Here is a 4,481-nt window from a genome sequence, read left to right on the forward strand (position 1 = left end):
CGGGCCTGCCGCGGCGACGGACCCCGCCGCCCGGGGCCGCCGGGCACGCCTCGCCGCGCCCGCGGCGTCGGACCCGGCCTCGCAGGAGGTCGCGGCCGAGCGCGCCGCCCGCGCCGCGCTCGGCGGTGCGGAGCGCGCCCTCGGGTTCCGGCTGCCGGACGGGACCACCGTGATCGCCGCGTCGCGCGAGACGCTCGAGCGCCGCGAGACGGCGGCCGGCGAGGCGGGAGCGCTGCTCCGCGCCGCGGTCGACGGCGGCTCCCCGCGCGGTCACGTCCGCGTCGGCGGGAAGCTCCTCTTCGCGGCCGCCGCGCCCGCGGGCGACGGGGCCGGGGTGGTCGTGCTCGCGCCGGTGGGCGAGGCGTTCGCCCGCGGGATCGCCGCTGCCTCGGGCGTGCCGGTGCTCCTCGTCGCACCCGAGGCCAAGCCCATCGCCGCCGGGGTCCTCCCGCTCGCCGACGCGGCCGCGATCGTGAAGGCCGCGAGCGTCGTCGGGGTGACGTCGAGCGCCGGTCGGCTCGGCCCGGTGGATCTCGGAGTGAGCGCCGTGAAGCTCCCGAAGGCGCCGCTCCTCGGCGGGCCCGCGCCCGGCTACCGCGTCCGCTCGATCGCCCTCGAGGGCGTGAAGGGCGCCGCGGTGATCGCCGTGGCGCCCACCGCCTCGAGCCTCGCGCCCATCGCGGTCCTTCAGTGGCAGGTGATCGGCGCGCTGGGGGTGGCGATCGCGCTCGCCGTGCTGTTCGGCCTCCTCGTCCGCGCCGCCGAGCCGGCGCCGATGCTGCCCGAGCCGCTCCTCTCGGCGGCCGCGCGCCTCGAGAAGGGCGACTTCTCCGCGCGCGCCCCCGTGCTCGCCGGTCAGCTCGGCACCGTCGCGGCCGCGCTGAACCGCGCCGCGGAGGCGGCCTCGGCGCCCGCTGCTGCGCCGCCGCTGGGGCAGGATCTCTTCGCGCGCGCCCTCCGGCCCGCCGAGGCGGACCCGTCGGCGTTCGAGTTCCCGCTGCGCACGCCCGCGCCGCCCGCCGCGGACGCGGTGCTGCCGGTCCCGCCCGCGCCGGAGCGCGTCGCGCCGGCGCGGCCCGCCGCGATCGTGCCCCCGCCCCCGCCCGCGGACGAGCCGCTCGCGGCGCCCGCCGAGCTCCTGCAGGCCGCCGCGCAGGTCGCGTCGCCCGACGACGACGACGAGCAGGCCCACTGGCGGCAGGTCTTCTCGGACTTCCTGCGCACCCGGGGCGAGTGCGGGGAGGCGGCGGGCGGGCTCACCTTCGAGCGGTTCGCCCAGAAGCTCGCCTCGAACAAGGCGGCCCTCGTCTCGAAGTACGCTTGCCGGACCGTCCGGTTCCAGGTGTACGTGAAGGACGGGAAGGCCGCGCTGAAGGCGACTCCGGTTCGTTGACCGCGCTACCGCGGAGCGACGGGAACAGTCGACGAGCGAGCGAGTCCGCCGGGGCGGGGGCGCAGCCGCTCATCATTCATCACATCCTCAGGCAGCCGACCGTGCACGCGGTTGCCAATCGACGAGCGGCTCGGCGCGCAGGCCGGCAGGGCATCGACGGGGTGAGCACGCGCGGCCCGGGAACGCGCGCGGCGTCGCAACGCTCGCCCGACGGCGGTTGGAGCGCCGTCGCTTCGGTGCCGCTGTGGCCGCGAGGCGCCGTCCGCGCGCGGAGCGCGGGCGCAGTCGTTCCGGCCCGCAAGTCCTCACGGCCCCCACATTCCCAGCTGCATGGCGGGACGCGGGGCCGCTCCCCCAGAGCGCTTCAGCGGCGTCGGTCCGTCGCCCGCGTGGCGGCGGAAGCGCTCCATGTGCTCGCGTCCGAAGGTCCTCTCGGCGTGAAGAAGGTTATGAGCACGGCAGGCGAGCCGTAGATTGTCGATCGTCGAGGGACCTCCGAGCGCGGCGGGGCGGATGTGGTCGAGCTCGAGCTTCCAGCGGCTGTTGCAGAGGCACCCGTCCGGACCGACCCAGGCGCAGCGCCCGCCGTCGCGCTTCCACACCGCGCGGCGCACTATCGCTGGGATCGTGGAGGTCGCCTCAGGGGACGCCGCCGCCGTCGACTCCGGGCGCTTCGTCTTTCGCTCCGGCGCGACGGCGCCCTTGCGCTTGCCGTGCTTCTCGATGGCGCAGCGGATCGCCTCGTGGAGCACCGCCCCCAGGTCACCGTCCGGGAGCTTGTGCGAGAGAAGACACCGGAGCGTCTCGAGGTCCTCCTTGCAGGCGCGGTCGACGGTGACGCGGAGCGACCAGTGGCTCTCGGTGACCGCCATGGTCTCCGGCCGGCGCCTCGGCCTGTCGCTCGCGACCTCGCGGGTGGCCGGCGACGTCGAGCGCGCGTCGGGCACCGGGGCTGCGGCTGCTCCATCCGGCGGCTCGGCGCGCTCCCCGCCAGTGTCCTGCGCCGTGAGCGGAAGCGCCGCGCTCGCCTTGGCGGGCTCGCGCTCCGGGAGCTTGCGGATCCCCGCTCGCGGCGCGGTGCGGGCATGGATGGAGGCGACGAGGTGCTCGACCTCGGCGCGGGTCCGGTACGCGGCGCGGGCGAGGAGGTCGTCCACGTTCTCCTCGGTGAGCACCGGGCCGAGGAGCCCCACGGTGGAGAGGCACACGCGCCCGTCGCGCAGCGGCGCCTCGAGACTCGGGAACCGGCGCAGCACGCGCATGGCCTGGATGCGGCGGCCGGCGGCCCCCTCCCGGAGGTGGAGGACCTTCAGGCAATAGGCCCAGAGCGAGGCATGCCCCGCCTCGACGAAGGCGCGCCGTCGTTCGAACTCGTCGAGGTGAAGGAGGAAGTCCGCCTGGACGTTTCGTTCCTCTCCGGCGAGCTCGCGCAGGCGAACGGCGAGGACGTTCGAGTCGAGGGAAGCGGGTGCGAGCGAAGACATGGAGTGCACCTCCAGATGCACCCTTCGTAACACGCGTCTTCGGGAGCTCCGGAGGCGCTCCAGGCTCGTGCGAGCGCGGCTTTTCTCGGTGTGCCCTCGGCGACCCCATGCCGCGGTCGAACGCGCGCGCCCGGCCCAGCTGCGCGCGCGTGAGTGGCTCTGTCGCGCCGCCTCGAACCCCGGAGCGAAATTTCGGCGGGGAGTAGTCAAGGGCGTTCTTCACGCACCGCAACTGGGACCGATTGTTCACATCGCCATGCAGCGCGCAAGACGCCCGTCACTACCTCTGGCGATAGTGATTACGTTCAGTGAATCCAACTCAGGCGCCTGCGCCTCTTCCGGGCTCGCCTCCGAGCGTGGGCGCGAGCGCCCACGGCAAGACTCTCGGTGAATAGACGCTCACCTGCACCCGCCACTCCGGCTGGGCGCTCGGAACCTTGCCCGGACAGCGCGATCCCACCTCGTCGATGCCCGAGTCCGATGTGCGCATCCATACGCCGGTCCATCGGCGTACGGCCCTCCGGGCGGTCGGCCCTGAGATGTGATGAATCCTAGGGCGCAGCCCCCGGTTAGATCGCGGCCGCCGGCAGCGTCAGCGTGAACGTCGCGCCCGCGCCGGGCGCGGAGGCGACCTCGAGCGCGCCGCCGTGCTCCTCCGCGATGCGCTGCGCGATGGCGAGGCCGAGGCCGGTGCCGCCCTCCTTCGTGGTGAAGTAGGGCTCGAAGACGCGCGGCAGCTCCTCGGGTCCGATGCCCTGCCCCGTGTCGGAGACGGAGAACGCCACCGCCGGCCCGGCGCGGCGCGCCGCGAGCCGCAGGGTGCCGCCCGCCGGCATCGCCTCGAGCGCGTTCCGCACCAGGTTGAGGAGCACCTGCAGGACCTGATCGCGATCGGCGAGCACCGGGGGCAGCCCGGGCTCGACCTCGCGTGTCAGGGCCACGCCGCCCGGCGGGGCCGGGAAGAGCGCGAGCACCGACTGGACGAGTTCCTCCGGGGGGATCGCGGCCCGCTCGGGGGCGGGCAGCCGCGCGAACCGGCTGAACTCGTCGACGATGCGCTTCAGGCGCCGGACCTCCTCGCCGATCGCGCGAGTGCCCTCGTCGAAGATCTCGCCGAAGTCCGACCGGCCGCGCGCGTGCGCGTCGCGCAGCGTCTCGACGCTCATGGCGATGGGCGTCAGGGGGTTCTTGATCTCGTGGGCGAGCCGCCGCGCCACCTCGCGCCACGCGGCGATGCGCTCGGCCTGCGCGAGGCGGCCGCGGCTCGCGGCGAGATCGGCGGTCATGGTGTTGAACGCGCGCACGAGCTCGCCCACCTCCCCGGCGCCAACCGCCTCGACCCGCGCGCCGAGGTCGCCCGCCGCGACGCGCAGCGCGGCGGAGCGGAGCGCGTCCACCGGACGGGTCACGCGGGAGGCGAGGAGCGCGCCGACGGCGGCCGCGGCGAGGACGCCCGCCGCGAGCGCGGCGAGGAAGGTGGCGAGCACGACGAGGCGGGCGCGGGCGAGCCCGGCGGAGGCGAGGCGCACCTCGACGGTCGCGACCGGCGCGTCCGCCGGGCCGAGCGCGAGCTCGCGCGCGGGAGCCCCGAGCGCGCCGAGGCG

3 protein-coding genes are annotated in these 4,481 nt (G+C 75.7%); 1 reads left to right on the plus strand and 2 read right to left on the minus strand.

The annotated features are described in order from the left end of the window. Positions 1-1,393 (plus strand): MXAN_5187 C-terminal domain-containing protein (locus MNY62_RS25305; RefSeq protein WP_242347102.1); only part of this gene is annotated, 1,393 nt, incomplete at its 5' end. Positions 1,394-1,698: 305 nt separating this feature from the next. On the opposite strand, the gene MNY62_RS25310 is transcribed toward MNY62_RS25305, so the two are convergent. Both MNY62_RS25310 and MNY62_RS25315 read right to left on the minus strand, forming a co-directional pair. Next, a complete protein-coding gene (locus tag MNY62_RS25310) occupies positions 1,699-2,877 on the minus strand; it encodes an HNH endonuclease (RefSeq protein WP_242347103.1) in 1,179 nt (392 codons plus the stop codon). Between the two features lie 569 nt (positions 2,878-3,446). Continuing rightward, on the minus strand, positions 3,447-4,481 hold a 1,035-nt coding region (locus MNY62_RS25315), incomplete at its 5' end, for a sensor histidine kinase (RefSeq protein ID WP_242347104.1).

Source organism: Anaeromyxobacter terrae (assembly GCF_022690685.1).
GTDB lineage: Bacteria > Myxococcota > Myxococcia > Myxococcales > Anaeromyxobacteraceae > Anaeromyxobacter > Anaeromyxobacter terrae.

Excerpts from the sequence above, each read along its gene's own strand:
- MNY62_RS25310 (WP_242347103.1), bottom strand. The coding sequence starts at position 2,877 with ATGTCTTCGCTCGCACCCGCTTCCCTCGACTCGAACGTCCTCGCCGTT.